The organism is Delftia sp. CH05 (assembly GCF_009827015.1).
GTDB lineage: Bacteria > Pseudomonadota > Gammaproteobacteria > Burkholderiales > Burkholderiaceae_C > Comamonas > Comamonas tsuruhatensis.
The window spans coordinates 157,055-170,645 of the sequence record NZ_WUMG01000001.1 but is presented as its reverse complement, the minus strand read 5'-3'; the positions used below and the strand labels follow the sequence as shown (position 1 = coordinate 170,645).

Here is a 13,591-nt window from a genome sequence, read left to right as displayed (position 1 = left end):
GCGGCGGGGCCATCGGTGCAACCGCCTGCAGTGTCGGCAAAGGCGCCTAAACCGCGCATGAATGGCGCGTTCATGCACTGTTTAAGAACGTGCACATAAGATGCGTGGCCGTGAAACTCCGCCTCGCACTTGCTGCCTTGCTGGCCTTGCCGCTGGCGCCCGCCTCTGCCACCACGCCAGCGGAGCATGAAAGCGTGCGCCGCGAGGTGCAGTCCAAGCGCCTGCGGCCCTTGGCGGAAATCCTCCAGGACGTGCAGCAGCGCCACAAAGGGCGCGTCATCGACATCGAACTCGAGCGCGGTGCCGACGGCCGGCGCTGGTACGAAATCAAGCTCGCCAATGGCCAGCGCACGGAAATCTATATCGATGCAGTCACGGGACAGGACATCCCCCGGCCGGGCGCGACCACCGCCGTGCTGATACCCATGTCCGTCGTGGCGGCAGCCGTCACCCGCTTGCATCCCGGCACCGTGCTGCAGATCGAGCTGGAGGAAACGCGCAGCCCCAGGCCCTACTACGAGATCCAGCTGCTCACGCGCGAAGGCCGTGAGCAGCTGCTGCGCGCCGACGCCCAGACGGGCCGCATCCTGGTGGAGCCTGTCCTGAGCCGGGAGCAGGCCGCCACGCTGCAACCGCTGCCGCGCATTCTTGAGGAGCTGGAGCGCAAGTACCAGGCCCGTGCCACAGAGGCCGAGCTCAAGATCGACGTCCGGCAGCGCGCCTACTACGAGGTCGAGTTGCAGCTGAGCGCCGGCCGCAGCATCGAAGTGCATGTGGATGCGTACAGCGGCCAGCCCATCGAAGAGGACGGACTGCGCTGATGCGGGTGCTCATCGTCGAAGACGACGCCGATCTTGCTGCAGGCCTGCAGGCCATCCTGCAGGAGGCCGGCATGCTGGCCGAGTGCTGCGCGGACGGCCGCCTCGCCCAGGAACTGGGCAGCGTCGAACACTATGACGCCGCCTTGCTGGACCTGGGGCTGCCAGGACAGGACGGCGTCTCGGTGCTGCGCCATTGGCGCGAGCAGGGCCGCTCCTTTCCCGTGCTGGTGCTCACGGCCCGCAACCGCTGGAGCGACAAGCTCACGGCCTTCCAGGCCGGCGCGGACGACTACCTGACCAAGCCCTTTCTGCACGAGGAGGTCGTCACGCGGCTGCGCGTGCTGCACCGGCGCGCAGCAGGCAGCAGCCGGCCCCTGGTGCAGATAGGCCCGCTGGCCTACGACACCATGGCAGACCGCTTCACGCTCGAAGGACGGCCGCTTGCGCTGACCGCGCAGGAGCAACGCATCCTGAGCTTTCTGACCAACCGGCATGGACAGCTCGTCAGCCGCGCCGACATCAGCGAGCATGTCTACGCACGCGACCTGGACCCGGACTCCAACACCGTGGACGTGCTGGTCGGCCGCATCCGCCGCAAGCTGTCCCCGCATGGCCTGATCCATACCGAGCGCGGACGGGGCTTTCGCCTGCAGCAGGCCAGCGGCGACCATGCGTCCTAGGCACTGGGGCCTGTCGGAGCGCCTGCTGGCACTGAGCCTGGTGGCCACGCTGGCCTGCGGCACGGCCGCCAGCTGGCTGCTGCGCGAGCAGTTGCACGATGCAGTGCTGCGCGGCTTCAAGGCCGGCCTGCAGGACCGTGCCGAGCGGCTGCAGGCCGAGCTGCAGTCCCCGGGGCCCCTGACCGGACAGGGCACGCGGCTCAATCGCGGCGAGTTCGGCCGCATTTTCTCGGGCTGGTACTGGACACTGGAGCAGGACGGGCGGCTGCAGCAGTCGCGCTCGGTCTGGGACGACAGCCTGGAGCTGGACGACGCCCGTCCCTGGCCCCGGCACAAGGGCAGCGAGACGCTGCTGTCGCTGCGCGGGCCGCAGGGGCGCGAACTGCTGGGACTGCGCCGCAGCTTCGATGTCGCGGGCCGGCGTGTGCAGCTGCACGTCTTCGGCCCGCTGGACGGTACGCGCCAGGAATGGCGCCGCATCGACCGCATCCTGCTGGTCACCGAGCTGGGCCTGGTCGCCGCGCTGCTGCTGTGCACGGTGGCGCTGGTGCGCCTGGGATTGCAGCCGCTGCGCAGCCTGCAGCAGGCGCTGCAGGACATGGAAGACGGCACACGCACGCAGCTGGGGCGGCACTTCGGCCCCGACCTGGACCCGATTGCCGAGGCCGTGGACCAGGTGCTGCAGCGCAATGCCCAGGTCGTGGAGCGCGCGCGCCACCAGGCGGCCGACCTGAGCCATGCGCTCAAGAAGCCGCTGGCCGTGCTCGGCATCCAGGCACGCGGCCATCAGGTCGATGGCCCGTGGCTGCGTGACCAGGTACAGGCCATGTCCCACACCATCGACCGCCATCTGGCGCGCTTCGCCAGCGGCGCCGGCAGCGCCGGCAGCGTGGCGCTGGATGAGGTGCTGGCCCGGCTGCTGGATGCCATGCGCCAGATCCACGCCCAGCGGCGCCTGTTCTGGTCCATCCAGACCTCCACGCCGCTGCCCGGCCATGGGCTGCGCTGGCGCGGCGCGGCCTCGGACCTGGAGGAGATGGCGGGAAACCTGCTGGACAACGCCGGCAAGTGGGCGCGCAGCCGCGTCACGCTGGCCGTGTGCCAGGATGGCACGACGACGCTGCTGCAGATCGATGACGACGGCCCAGGCCTGGCACCGGAGCATCTCGCGCAGGCCATGGAGCGCGGTGTCCGCTTCGACGAACAGGCCCAGGGCCACGGCCTGGGCCTGGCCATCGTGCGCGACATCGCCGAGACCTATGGAGGATCGCTGGAGATGGGGCCGAGCCCGCTGGGCGGGTTGCGCTGCACGCTGCGCCTGGGCTGAGCACGGCGCCGGGCGGCGCTCAGCGCGCGGCGTCGGGCAGTTCGATCTTGACTTCGAGCACTTCCAGGTTTTCCTGGCGCTCCAGGTGCACCTTGATGTCGTTGACGTCGATGTCCACGTACTTGGAGATCACCGCCATCAGCTCCTTTTGCAGCGCAGGCAGGTAGTCGGGACCGCCGCCGTTGCCGCCCACGCGCTCACGCGCGAGGATGATCTGCAGGCGCTCCTTGGCCACCGAGGCCGTCTTCTTCTTTTCTCCGAGCAGGAAAGAGAGCATGGACATGGCCGCTTACCTCCCCCCGAACATGCGTTTGAAGAAGCCGGGCTTTTGCGCTTCGGTGAAGCGCATGGGCTTTTCCTCGCCCAGGAAGCGCGCGACCACGTCCTGGTAGGCCTCGGCCACGTCCGAGCCCTGCATGTGCACGGCGGGAATGCCCTGGTTGGAGGCCTGCAGCACGGTTTCGGACTCGGGCACGACGCCGATCAGCTCGATGCGCAGGATGTCCTGGATGTCCTCCAGCGACAGCATCTGGCCGTCCTGCACGCGGTTGGGGTTGTAGCGCGTGATCAGCAGGTGTTCCTTGACGGTCTCGCCCGCGATGGCGCGCGCGGTCTTGGAGCTGAGCATGCCCAGGATGCGGTCGGAGTCGCGCACGGAGGAGACTTCGGGGTTGGTCACGACCAGGGCCTCGTCGGCGAAGTGCATGGCGATCAGCGCGCCGCTTTCGATGCCGGCCGGCGAGTCGCAGACGATGTACTCGAAGTCCATGCCCGCCAGGTCGTCCAGGATCTTCTTGACGCCGTCCTGCGTGAGCGCATCCTTGTCACGCGTCTGGGAGGCGGCCAGCACGAAGAGGTTGTCGCACTGCTTGTCCTTGATCAGGGCCTGGTTGAGGTTGGCCTCGCCCTGGATGACGTTGATCAGGTCGTAGACCACGCGGCGCTCGCAGCCCATGATCAGGTCCAGGTTGCGCAGGCCCACGTCGAAATCGATGACGGCGGTCTTGTGCCCGCGCAATGCGAGGCCCGATGCGAAGCTGGCGCTGGTGGTGGTCTTGCCCACGCCACCCTTGCCGGAGGTCACGACGACTATTTTGGCCATGTTTGCACGGTTCCTTAAAGACTGGAGAGCAAAGAAGAAGGGTCCGGTGTCATACCGGCTCGATGAGGATTTTCTCGCCGTCGAGACGCACCTTGGCGGGCCTGGCAGCTACGTCCGCCGGGAGATCGGTCTCGATTGTGCGATAGATGCCGGCAATCGACAGCAGCTGTGCTTCCATGCAGGTGCTGAAGATGCGCGCCTCGGTGTTGCCGCGTGCCCCGGCGATGGCCCTGCCGCGCAGCGGCGCGTAGACATGGACGTTGCCGTCGGCGATGACTTCGGCGCCATAGCTGACCATGGCCAGCACCACGATGTCGGTGCCGCGCGCATAGACGCGCTGGCCCGAGCGCAGCGGCTTGTCCACGATGAGGGCGTCGGCCTGGGGAGCAGGCACCTCGCGCACCACCTCGACCTCGCGCACGACTTCCTGGATCTCGATCTCGGGCACCGTGGGCCGCACGGGTGCGGCCTCGGGCGCGGGCGCCAGGCCTGCGGCGCGCGCCGCCTCCATCTGGGCGGGGCTGCCGCCGCGCACGGCCACGGGCACGGTGCGGTGAAAGCGCAGCGCCTCCACGAGCACGGCGAAGTCGATGGCCTCCTCGGCCTCGCGCACATGGGCCAGGTCGATCAGCACGGGGTCGTTGTCGAAGAAATCCGGGTCGTCGGCCAGGCGCTGGGCCAGGTCGGCCACGAGCGCACGTACGTCGGTATCCCGCAGGGTCACGGCCACCACGGGCAGCTGCGCGCTCTTGAGGTCGAAGCTGGGGCGGGCAGTACTCGTCGTTTCAACGGCCATGGGACTGGGAGTGCGGTGGATGGGAGAGTTGCCTCTCGACGCGCAAAGTGTACTGTGTGTGCAGTACATGGGCGCCCACTCCCGCCGGGAGGCCGGCACCGGGGAGTGTCCATTTGTGTTGTGTCACACACGGCCCATGCCCCCGTGGCGGGGGCCGGGCGGGCCCGGTCACTGAAACCGGGGCTTACGCTTCTCCACGAAGGCCATCACGGCCTCGCGGTGGTCGGCGGTCTTGTGGGCCAGGGCCTGGTAGCCGGCGGACAGCTCCAGCAGCGATTCCAGCGTGCTGTGCTCGCCCTCGCGCAGCAGGCGCTTGGTCATGCGCATCACGGCGCCGGGGTTGGCGGCGATCTTGTCGGCCAGTGCGCGTGCCGTGGGCAGCAGCTGGTCCGCCGGCACGACGCGGCTGACCAGGCCGCAGGCCAGGGCCTCCTGCGCGTCGATGGCCTCGCCCGTGAACGCCATCTCGGCCGCCTTGGCGCGGCCCACGGCGCGCGGCAGCAGCCAGGCGCCGCCGTCCCCGGGGACGATGCCCACGCGCACGAAGCTCTCGGCAAAGGTGGCCGTCTCGCTGGCGATGCGGATGTCGCACATGCAGGTCAGGTCCAGCCCCGCGCCGATGGCCGGGCCGTTGATGGCGCAGATCACGGGCACGTCCAGCTGGGTCAGGGCACGCGGAATGCGCTGTATGCCCTGGCGGTACTCCTCGCGGATGGCGTCGGGCGTGAGCGCGTCGTCGAAGAAGCGCTGCATGTCCTTGACGTTGCCGCCCGAGCTGAAGATGGGGCCGGCGCCCGTGAGGATGACGGCCTTGACCGAGGCGTCGCGCCGGATCTCGTCGCAGACCTGCACGAATTCCTCCACGGCCGTGTTGCCCGTGAGCGCATTGCGCGTCTCGGGCTGGTTCATGGTGAGGGTCCAGATGGCGCCGTCGCGGGCGATGTTCAGAAAGGACATGGAGAAGACTCCTTGAGCAAGGGTTTATGCGGTGATGTCGGTGGTCGAACGGATCAGGTCCAGCGTGCTGCCCGCGTGGCCATGGACCAGCGCGGTGCCTGCCACACCGTGCCAGTACGACTCGGAGCCGGCCGTCTGGCGCCAGGCATGCAGGCGGCGCGTGAGCAGTTGCAGGTCGTATTCCTCGGTGAAGCCCATGGCGCCGTGGATGGCGTGGGCCGCCTCGGCCACGGCCAGCGCGGCCTGGCTGCAGCGCGCCTTGGCCACGGCCACGCGCAGCCGATCGGGGAAGATGCCCTGCCCCGCGCAGCCCAGCCGGGCCGCCATGCGCGCGGCGAAGACATGCTCGCTCATCACCGCCAGCTGGTGCTGAATGGCCTGGAACTTGCCGATGGGGCGGCCGAACTGCTGGCGGTCATTCGCATACTGCAGCGTGCGCTGGAACACCTCCATGAGCGCGCCCGCCAGCTGCGCCGCCACCAGGCCGGCCTGCAGCGTGCGCAGGTCCAGCCCATCCGGCAGGGCGATATCGGGAGCAGGTGCTGCGCGGACCTGATCGGCGCTCCAGCGCAGGTTCACGTCCAGGCAGAAGGCCGCCGGCTCGGACTGCGCCTGCGCCACGGGCAGCAGGCTCCAGCCCTGCGCATGCTGCACCAGCACGCTGTCCGCCACCGCGCCCAGGCGCACGGGTGCGCAGTGCAGGCTGCCATCCGGCTGGAGCAGGCCTTGCGCCAACGCGATGGCGCCTGGTGGACGCTCCGCCCCCGCGCCCGCCAACAGCGCGCGCGCCAGCATGGTCTCGCCCAGCGGCACGGGCAGCGCATGGGCGCCGGCCTGCGACCACACATCGAACAGCTGCGCCAGCGCCAGCCCCGCGCCGCCCGCGTGCTCAGGCACCAGGGCATCGGCAAAGCCGGCCTGCTCCAGCGATTGCCACAGCGCCCGGGGCGAGCCCCCGGCCTCGATGGCGCGCACCCGCGCGGGCGTGCACTCGCCCTGCAGCAACTGGCGTGCGGCATCGGCAAACAAATCGTCTTCCATGTCTCTCTCCATTCATGACACATGACGCCAGGCCTTGGGCGTTCCGTTTGAAACTGGCGCACCTTTAACACCAGGGACACCGAGGAAGGGCCTACGCCGGCCGCGCCGCCCCGCACCGAGGGTGTCGCCCCCCGCGAAGCGAGAGGGGGCGCCGTGCAACGGGAAGACGCGCAGCGGCTCAGGGGGCGCTTCGTGTCAACGAAGCCCCAAACCTCGCGCGATCATTCCGCGCAGGATGTCGCGCGTGCCGCCGCGCAGCGAGTACGAAGGTGCCACCTCCGTCACGTAGTTGAGGGTGCGCAGCAGCTCCAGCGGAACCTCGGACGCCTCGCGTGCGAACAGGTCGTCGGCAATGGCGGCGGGAATGGACTGCTCCAGCGTCGTGCCCAGCTCCTTGACCAGGGCCGCCTCGACGATGGGGCTTTCGCCGCGCACCAGCTTGTCCTGCACGGCCACCGACATGGCGCGCAGCGGGGCCAGCTCGATGAACACGCGGCCGGCCAGGCGCAGCGCGCCTTCGCTGCGCTCGCCCGTTGCACGCAGCCAGGCCAGCCATTCGTCGAACAGCACGATGCTGGAGAACAGCCGCTCGGGCCCGCTGCGCTCGAAGGCCAGCTCGGCCGTGACCTGCTCCCAGCCCTGGCCTTCCTGGCCGATCAGGGCGTCGGGCGGCAGCTGCACGTTGTCGAAGAAGACTTCGCAGAAATGGCTGTCGCCCGAGAGGTCGGTGATGGGCCGCACGGTCACGCCCGGCAGCGACAGGTCCACGATGACCTGGGACAGCCCCTTGTGCCGGTCACCCGCCTCGCCCGAGGTGCGCACCAGGGCGATCATGTAGTGGCAGTGGTGGGCGTTGGTGGTCCAGATCTTCTGGCCGTTGAGCACGAAGCCCTTGCCGTTCGGCGCGGCGCGCGTCTTCACGCTGGCCAGGTCCGAGCCCGCGCCGGGCTCGCTCATGCCGATGCAAAAGAAGGCCTCGCCCCGGCAGATGCGCGGCAGGTAGAACCGCTTTTGCGCCTCGGTGCCGTACTTGAGGATCAGTGGACCGCTCTGGCGGTCGGCAATCCAGTGCGAGCCCACGGGCGCGCCGCAGGCCAGGTATTCCTCCACCAGCACGTATCGCGTGAAGGCGCTGCGCCCGCCGCCGCCGTACTCGCGCGGCAGGGTGACGCCTATCCAGCCCTTTTCGCCCAGTTGCCGGCTCAGTTCGGCGCTGTAGCCGCCCCAGGAGCGCGCACGCACATGGGGCGGCAGGCCGCTTATGGCCTGGGCGAGGAAGGCGCGCACCTCGGCGCGCAGGGCTTCGTCCTCGGCGGGGATGCGGGTCAGGGCAAGGGAATCAAGCACGCTCATTGCAGGGCTCCATGGTTGGACCCCACTCTAGGCAGCCGGTCTGTCGCAGTCCAATATTAAAAACCGAGCCACTGATACCGTTTGAATATCAGGCAGCCTGTGCCTTGGCATGCTGCGCCGCAAAGCCCACGTACCAGTCCAGGCAGCCCGGGTTGGCCATGGCCTCCTTGTTGACCACCTTGTCCAGCGGCTGGCCCAGCATCAGCTTCTTGATGGGCAGCTCCTGCTTCTTGCCGCTGAGCGTGCGCGGGATCTCAGCCACCTGCACGATGTCGTCGGGCACGAAGCGCGGCGACAGGGCCTGGCGGATGGCGCCCTGCAGGCGCGCGCGCAGGGCGTCGTCCAGATCCACGCCCGGGCGCAGCACCACGAACAGCGGCATGTAGCTTTCGCGGCCCAGGTATTCGAGGTCCACGACCATGGAGTCCAGCACTTCGGGCAGGGCCTCGACGGCGCTGTAGATCTCGCTGGTGCCCATGCGCAGGCCGTGGCGGTTGATGGTGGCGTCGCTGCGGCCGTAGATGATGCAGCCGCCCTCCGGGAGGATGCGTATCCAGTCGCCGTGGCGCCAGACCGGGCCCATGGCGGCGGGGCCGTCACCGCCGCCGGGCGCGCGGCCGTGGCCGGCCGGGTACATGTCGAAGTAGCTGGACAGGTAGCGCTTGCCGTCCGCATCGCCCCACAGGTACAGCGGCATGGAGGGGATGGGCTGGGTGCAGACCAGCTCGCCCACCTCGTCGATGACGGGCTGGCCCTGCTCGTTCCACGCCTCCACGGCCGCGCCCAGCTGGCGGCACTGCATGATGCCCGGCTGCTGGGGCAGTTCGCGGTGGCCGCCGATGAAGGCGCCCGCGAAGTCGGTGCCACCCGAGATGTTGTTCCACCAGATGTCAGGCCGCCCCATGCCTGCGAACTGCGCCGTGCCCCAGCTTTGCACCTCGGGCGACAGCGGCGAGCCCGTGGTGCCCAGGCTGCGGATGCGCGACAGGTCGCCGCACTGGGCCAGGTCCACGCCAGCCTTCATGCAGTTGGCGTAGAAGGCCGCGCCCGAGCCGAAGCTGGTCACGCCGGTCTCGGCCGCGAAGCGCCACAGCACGCCCCAGTCGGGCCTGTCCTTGCTGCCGCCGGGGCTGCCGTCGAAGATCACGCAGGTGGTGCCGCCCAGCAGGCCCGAGACCTGGGCGTTCCACATCACCCAGCCCGTGGAGCTGTACCAGTGGTAGCGCTCGCCCCAGCTGTTGGGGTGGTAGCTGCAGCCCACGTCGTTGTGCAGGGCCTTGAGCTGCAGGGCCACCAGCACCATGCCGCCATGGCCGTGGACGATGGGCTTGGGCAGGCCGGTGGTGCCGCTGGAGTAGACGATCCACAGCGGGTGGTCGAAGGGCAGCCATTCGGGCTCGAAGGCCGCCGTGGCCGCGTCGTCGCGGGCCGTGACCTGGCCGTAGTCGGCGGCATCGGCCAGCCTGGCCTGCAGATCCAGGTTGGGCACCAGCACCACATGCTCCACGCTGGGCAGGCCTGCGCGCAGTTCGGCCAGCACGGCCATGCGGTCGATATCGCGCCCGGCGTAGTGCACGCCATCGACGGCGATCAGCGCCTTGGGCGCGATCTGGCGGAAGCGGTCCAGCACCGCGTTGGTGCCCATGTCGGGCGCGCAGATGCTCCAGACGGCGCCCAGGCTGGCCGTGGCCAGCAGGGCGACCATGGCCTCGGGGATGTTGGGCAGGTAGGCAGCCACGCGGTCGCCGCGGCCCACGCCCTGGGCCTTCAGGTGCAGGGCCAGGGCGGCGACCTGGCGGCGCAGCTCGGGCCAGGACAGTTCGCGGTGGCGGCCCGTCTCGTTGCGGCTGACCACGGCGGGCATGCCGGCCGCATGGGCGGCATCCACATGGCGCAGCGCCTGGCGCGTGTAGTTGATCTGGGCACCCGGAAACCACTGGGCGCCGGGCATGGTGTTGCGCTCCAGCACGGCCGTGTGCGGCGTGGGCGACTGCAGCGCGTTGTAGTCCCAGATGCTTTGCCAGAAGGCGTCCAGGTCGGTCACCGACCAGCGCCACAGCGCGTCGTAGCTGTCGAACTGCAGGCCGTGGCGCTCGCGCAGCCAGTCCTGGTACAGGCGGATCTGGGGGATGAAGGCAGGGGTGTGGCTCATGACCGGCCACGGTACGCGCGCGCTGCCCGCGAGCCCAGACGGGAAAGCCATTAGCCTGGCACCTGGGCGACAAAGTCTGCGGGCCGGATCGCGTATCTGCGCACAAACACTGGGAAAAAATTTCCGCTCGCCCCCTCCTGCCAGAAAACAAATGCCTCTAATATCGCGCCAATTTTTTACAAGGAGCGATGCCACATGGGCCTTTTCCAATGGACGGAGAAATCCGCCGACCAGCTGCAACGGGGAGGCGTGATCGGCCCCGATGAGCGCCTGCCCTGGCCCCAGACCGGGCTGATGGGCATACAGCACGTGATCGCCATGTTCGGCTCCACCGTGCTGGCGCCCATCCTCATGGGGTTCGACCCCAACGTGGCCGTGCTCATGAGCGGCATCGGCACGCTGATCTTCTTCCTGATCACGGGCGGCAAGGTGCCCAGCTACCTGGGTTCGTCCTTTGCCTTCATCGGCGTGGTGATCGCAGCCACGGCCTATGGCGGCAAGGGCGCCAACGGCAACATCGGCGTGGCGCTGGGCGGCATCATTGCCTGCGGTGCGGTCTATGCGCTGATCGGCCTGGTGGTGCAGATGGTGGGCACGCGCTGGATCGAGCGCTTCATGCCGCCCGTGGTCACGGGCGCCGTGGTGGCCGTGATCGGGCTGAACCTGGCGGCCATACCCGTCAAGAACATGGCGGCCAACAACTTCGAGTCGTGGATGCAGGCCCTGACCTTCGTCTGCGTGGGCCTGGTGGCCGTGTTCACGCGCGGCATGGTGCAGCGCCTGCTGATCCTGGTGGGCCTGATCGCCGCCAGCGTGCTGTACGGCCTGTTCACCAATGTGCTGGGCATGGGCAAGCCCGTGGACCTGTCGGGCGTGGCCAATGCCGCCTGGTTCGGCCTGCCCCAGTTCCACGCGCCCGTGTTCAGCGGCCCGGCCATGGTGCTCATCGTGCCCGTGGTCATCATCCTGGTGGCCGAGAACCTGGGCCACATCAAGGCCGTGACCGCCATGACGGGCAAGAACCTGGACCAGTACATGGGCCGGGCCTTCATCGGCGACGGCGTGGCCACCATGGTCAGCGGCGCGGCCGGCGGCACCGGCGTGACCACCTATGCCGAGAACATCGGCGTGATGGCCGCCACGCGCATCTACTCGACGGCCGTGTTCTTCGTGGCCGCCGTCCTGGCCGTGCTGCTGGGCTTCTCGCCCAAGTTCGGCGCGCTGATCCAGGCGATCCCGCTGCCCGTGATGGGCGGCGTGTCCATCGTGGTGTTCGGCCTGATCGCCGTGGCCGGCGCCAAGATCTGGGTGGACAACCGCGTGGACTTCTCGCAGAACAAGAACCTGATCGTGGCGGCCATCACCCTGATCCTGGGCACGGGCGACTTCACGCTCAAGTTCGGCGACTTCGCGCTGGGCGGCATCGGGACCGCGACTTTCGGCGCCATCATCCTGTACGCGCTGCTGGATCACGCACGCGATGATCAGCCGCTGATTCATTGAATGTGAGCACACGCAAACATTCTTTGAGCCTTTGACTGCGCGGCAGGGCCTTTACGGGGAAACCCGAGGGCCGCTGCCAGCGCTGCTACCATCGGTTTCCGGAGATATACCGCCCTTACGTTCTTGCATGGGGCGGTTTTTTTTAGGCTTGCAAGCCAGCGCTGCGGCACCCTGCCGGCTGGCGCGAGCCGTCAGCCGGAGCCATAGATGTCCCTCGCAGACCGCGTACGTTTCCCAGAATTCCTTTCGCGCACCATGACGGCCGAGCAGGCCGCCGCCCTGATCCCCCACGGCGTCAACGTCGGCATGAGCGGATTCACGGGCGCGGGCTACCCCAAGGCCCTGCCCCAGGCCATCGCCCAGCACGCCAAGAGCGAACACGCGGCCGGCCGGCCCTACAAGATCAATGTCTGGACCGGCGCCTCCACGGCCGCCGAGATGGACGGCGCCCTGGCCGAGGCCGGCGCACTGGGCCAGCGCCTGCCCTTCAACACCGACCCCACCTGCCGCGCCAGGATCAATGCCGGCGAGATCGACTTCATCGACATGCACCTGTCCCACGTGGCCCAGCATGCGTGGTTCGGCTTCCTGGGCCCCATGAGCGTGGCCGTGGTCGAGGTGCTGGGCGTGACCGAGGACGGGCGCCTCATCCCCTCCACCGCCGTGGGCAACAACAAGACCTGGCTGGAGATCGCCGACAAGGTGATCCTGGAGGTCAACACCAAGCCGCCGGCCAAGATGGAAGGCATGCACGACATCTACTACGGCACGGCCATCCCGCCGCGCCGCGTGCCCATTGCCCTGACCCATGCCGATGACCGCATCGGCGAGCCCTACCTGCGCGTGGACCCGGCCAAGGTGGTCGCCGTGGTCGAAACCCACAAGGGCGACCGCGACAACGTCTTTGCCCAGCCCGACGCCAACTCCAACCTGATCGCCGCGTCCATCATCGACTTCCTCGCGCACGAGATGAAGATGGGCCGCCTGCCCAAGGAGATGCTGCCCATCCAGTCAGGCGTGGGCAACGTGGCCAACGCCGTGCTGGCCGGCCTGCTGACGGGGCCGTTCGAGAACCTGCTGGGCTTCACCGAGGTGCTGCAGGACGGCATGCTGGACCTGCTGCGCGCAGGCAAGATGAGCCGCGCCTCGGCCACCTCGATCTCGCTGTCCGGCAGCGCCTACAGGGACTTCGAGGAGAACATCGATTTCTACCGCGAGCGCATCATCCTGCGCCCCCAGGAGATCAGCAACCACCCCGAGCTGGTGCGCCGGCTGGGCGTGATCGCCATGAACTCCATGATCGAGGCCGACATCTACGGCAACATCAACTCCACCCACGTCATGGGCACGGGGATGATGAACGGCATCGGCGGCTCGGGCGACTTCGCGCGCAACGGCTATCTGTCCTTCTTCGTCACGCCCTCGGTGGCCAAGGGCGGCAAGATCAGCTGCATCGTGCCCATGTGCTCGCATGTGGACCATACCGAGCACGACACGCAGATCATCGTCACCGAGCAGGGCCTGGCCGACCTGCGCGGCCTGTCGCCGCGCAAGCGCGCCCAGGTCATCATCGACCGCTGCGCCCATCCCGACTTCCGCCCCCAGCTGCAGGACTACTTCGACCGCGCCCAGCGCCAGGGCGCGCTGCACACGCCGCACATCCTGGGCGAAGCGCTGAGCTGGCACCAGCGCTTTGTCGAAACGGGCGACATGCGCGCCTGACCCGCGCAAGCGCGCCAGCGCGCCAGCGCGCAGTCTCCTGGGCTACAGGCGGCCATCGGCATGGCTGCCCGGACTGGCGTAGCATGCAAGGACGGCCCACGGGGCCGTCTTTTTCGTTGCACCCACAGGACTTCTCC

General features: G+C 68.6%; 12 protein-coding genes. 5 read left to right on the top strand and 7 right to left on the bottom strand.

The features are described from left to right. Positions 1-110 precede the first annotated feature (110 nt). Genes GRX31_RS00770 through GRX31_RS00760 form a run of 3 tightly spaced genes read left to right on the top strand, consistent with a single transcriptional unit; the run spans position 111 to position 2,828 of the window. Entirely contained in the window at positions 111-821 is a 711-nt protein-coding gene (locus GRX31_RS00770; RefSeq protein WP_337193828.1) for a PepSY domain-containing protein, read from the top strand. Beyond that, positions 821-1,501 carry a response regulator transcription factor gene (locus GRX31_RS00765; protein ID WP_016452258.1) on the top strand — a complete coding sequence of 227 codons (681 nt, stop codon included), beginning with the start codon at positions 821-823 and terminating at the stop codon, positions 1,499-1,501. The genes GRX31_RS00770 and GRX31_RS00765 overlap by 1 nt, the downstream gene beginning before the upstream one ends. Beyond that, positions 1,491-2,828: a sensor histidine kinase gene (locus GRX31_RS00760; RefSeq protein WP_160851047.1), complete on the top strand. Its 1,338-nt coding sequence runs from the start codon at positions 1,491-1,493 to the stop codon at positions 2,826-2,828. The genes GRX31_RS00765 and GRX31_RS00760 overlap by 11 nt, the downstream gene beginning before the upstream one ends. 19 nt (positions 2,829-2,847) lie before the next feature. On the opposite strand, the gene minE is transcribed toward GRX31_RS00760, so the two are convergent. The 7 genes from minE to GRX31_RS00725 form a co-directional block, all read right to left on the bottom strand. Further along, positions 2,848-3,111 (bottom strand): cell division topological specificity factor MinE, encoded by a 264-nt coding sequence (gene minE / locus GRX31_RS00755; protein ID WP_016447328.1) that lies wholly within the window; start codon positions 3,109-3,111, stop codon positions 2,848-2,850. A 6-nt stretch (positions 3,112-3,117) separates the two neighbouring features. After that, positions 3,118-3,930 (bottom strand): septum site-determining protein MinD, encoded by an 813-nt coding sequence (gene minD, locus GRX31_RS00750; RefSeq protein WP_017405686.1) that lies wholly within the window; start codon positions 3,928-3,930, stop codon positions 3,118-3,120. A gap of 49 nt (positions 3,931-3,979) precedes the next feature. Further along, positions 3,980-4,726 carry a septum site-determining protein MinC gene (minC, locus tag GRX31_RS00745; RefSeq protein ID WP_017405687.1) on the bottom strand — a complete coding sequence of 249 codons (747 nt, stop codon included), beginning with the start codon at positions 4,724-4,726 and terminating at the stop codon, positions 3,980-3,982. Between the two features lie 168 nt (positions 4,727-4,894). After that, positions 4,895-5,683 (bottom strand): crotonase/enoyl-CoA hydratase family protein, encoded by a 789-nt coding sequence (locus GRX31_RS00740; protein WP_154833006.1) that lies wholly within the window; start codon positions 5,681-5,683, stop codon positions 4,895-4,897. Between the two features lie 24 nt (positions 5,684-5,707). Beyond that, the gene (locus tag GRX31_RS00735; RefSeq protein WP_160851045.1) at positions 5,708-6,724 is read right to left on the bottom strand and encodes an acyl-CoA dehydrogenase; all 1,017 of its coding nucleotides are present in this window, start codon (positions 6,722-6,724) and stop codon (positions 5,708-5,710) included. Between the two features lie 195 nt (positions 6,725-6,919). After that, positions 6,920-8,077 carry an acyl-CoA dehydrogenase family protein gene (locus GRX31_RS00730; protein WP_160851042.1) on the bottom strand — a complete coding sequence of 386 codons (1,158 nt, stop codon included), beginning with the start codon at positions 8,075-8,077 and terminating at the stop codon, positions 6,920-6,922. An 88-nt stretch (positions 8,078-8,165) separates the two neighbouring features. After that, positions 8,166-10,229, bottom strand: coding sequence for an acetoacetate--CoA ligase (locus GRX31_RS00725; protein ID WP_160851040.1), 2,064 nt, complete (start codon positions 10,227-10,229; stop codon positions 8,166-8,168). Positions 10,230-10,424: 195 nt separating this feature from the next. On the opposite strand from GRX31_RS00725, the gene GRX31_RS00720 reads away from it, so the two are divergent. Then, on the top strand, positions 10,425-11,732 hold the full coding sequence (locus GRX31_RS00720) for a solute carrier family 23 protein (protein WP_017405691.1): 1,308 nt from the start codon (positions 10,425-10,427) through the stop codon (positions 11,730-11,732). Between the two features lie 207 nt (positions 11,733-11,939). Then, complete coding sequence (locus tag GRX31_RS00715) at positions 11,940-13,454, top strand: acetyl-CoA hydrolase/transferase family protein (RefSeq protein ID WP_012202025.1); 1,515 nt, start codon at positions 11,940-11,942, stop codon at positions 13,452-13,454. Positions 13,455-13,591 lie beyond the last annotated feature (137 nt).

Excerpts from the sequence above, each read along its gene's own strand:
- GRX31_RS00760 (WP_160851047.1), top strand. The coding sequence starts at position 1,491 with ATGCGTCCTAGGCACTGGGGCCTGTCGGAGCGCCTGCTGGCACTGAGC.
- minC (WP_017405687.1), bottom strand. The coding sequence starts at position 4,726 with ATGGCCGTTGAAACGACGAGTACTGCCCGCCCCAGCTTCGACCTCAAG.
- GRX31_RS00715 (WP_012202025.1), top strand. The coding sequence starts at position 11,940 with ATGTCCCTCGCAGACCGCGTACGTTTCCCAGAATTCCTTTCGCGCACC.
- minE (WP_016447328.1), bottom strand. The coding sequence starts at position 3,111 with ATGTCCATGCTCTCTTTCCTGCTCGGAGAAAAGAAGAAGACGGCCTCG.
- GRX31_RS00765 (WP_016452258.1), top strand. The coding sequence starts at position 821 with ATGCGGGTGCTCATCGTCGAAGACGACGCCGATCTTGCTGCAGGCCTG.
- GRX31_RS00735 (WP_160851045.1), bottom strand. The coding sequence starts at position 6,724 with ATGGAAGACGATTTGTTTGCCGATGCCGCACGCCAGTTGCTGCAGGGC.
- GRX31_RS00740 (WP_154833006.1), bottom strand. The coding sequence starts at position 5,683 with ATGTCCTTTCTGAACATCGCCCGCGACGGCGCCATCTGGACCCTCACC.
- GRX31_RS00730 (WP_160851042.1), bottom strand. The coding sequence starts at position 8,077 with ATGAGCGTGCTTGATTCCCTTGCCCTGACCCGCATCCCCGCCGAGGAC.
- GRX31_RS00725 (WP_160851040.1), bottom strand. The coding sequence starts at position 10,229 with ATGAGCCACACCCCTGCCTTCATCCCCCAGATCCGCCTGTACCAGGAC.
- GRX31_RS00720 (WP_017405691.1), top strand. The coding sequence starts at position 10,425 with ATGGGCCTTTTCCAATGGACGGAGAAATCCGCCGACCAGCTGCAACGG.
- minD (WP_017405686.1), bottom strand. The coding sequence starts at position 3,930 with ATGGCCAAAATAGTCGTCGTGACCTCCGGCAAGGGTGGCGTGGGCAAG.